The 734-nt window shown below is 47.5% G+C and carries 1 protein-coding gene; it reads right to left on the bottom strand.

What is annotated here, in order from left to right:
• Nucleotides 1–41: 41 nt before the first annotated feature.
• Nucleotides 42–671 carry a Wzz/FepE/Etk N-terminal domain-containing protein gene (locus tag HX884_RS26695; protein WP_256737211.1) on the bottom strand — a complete coding sequence of 210 codons (630 nt, stop codon included), beginning with the start codon at nt 669–671 and terminating at the stop codon, nt 42–44.
• Between the last annotated feature and the right edge of the window lie 63 nt (nt 672–734).

Here is a 734-nt window from a genome sequence, read left to right on the forward strand (position 1 = left end):
TGCGTGATCTGATCCTTCAACTCAGCAAAAGTTCGATTTATTCAACAAAGTCGGATTTTGCTGATCATAACCGGATCGGTGCCGGTCATGCTCAGATGCAGCATCCCATTGCCACCGGATTTTCCATCCACGACGATATTGTTTTTGATCTCATCAATTACCGAATATTCATTGTGCTTTCGTAAAATGAACACGGTGTCCTGGGTCAGTTCGGCACGTTCAATCATAAAATCAATGCCGTGCGCGTGAAGAGGAACCCCCACTTTACCGTGCAAAACGGCCTCGCCGACCTGCAGGGTGTACTCACCCGCAGCAGTTATCGTCAGGATCAACGCTTCGTTCAGGAACTCCTCGGGGACAGTTAAGGTTGAAAACTCAATGTTACCCGTGGGTTTACCAAGCAGGCGCAGGAGCAGGCCATTCGCAAACGGATAGCGTTTTTCAGTCACGGAGATATCCAGCCCCAGATCGCGCACGGTTTTACCGATCACCATCCGCGATTTAATTAATGAAATTTCAGATTCTGAAGCGACCCCGGAACCTTCAGGCAGCATCGTAGAGAGCTTATTCAACAGCCCCGTAGATGCATTTCTCTCAACCTGAATTAACGCATCACTTTTATAGACCGGCGCTAATGTGTAAGCAATAACGATGCCGAAAGCGATAAACAGTAATGTCGTCGCGACTTTGTTGAATAAATCGAACTTTTGCTGAGTTGAAGGATCAGATCACGC

It is taken from the genome of Enterobacter sp. SECR19-1250 (assembly GCF_013391025.1).
Classification (GTDB): domain Bacteria; phylum Pseudomonadota; class Gammaproteobacteria; order Enterobacterales; family Enterobacteriaceae; genus Enterobacter; species Enterobacter cloacae.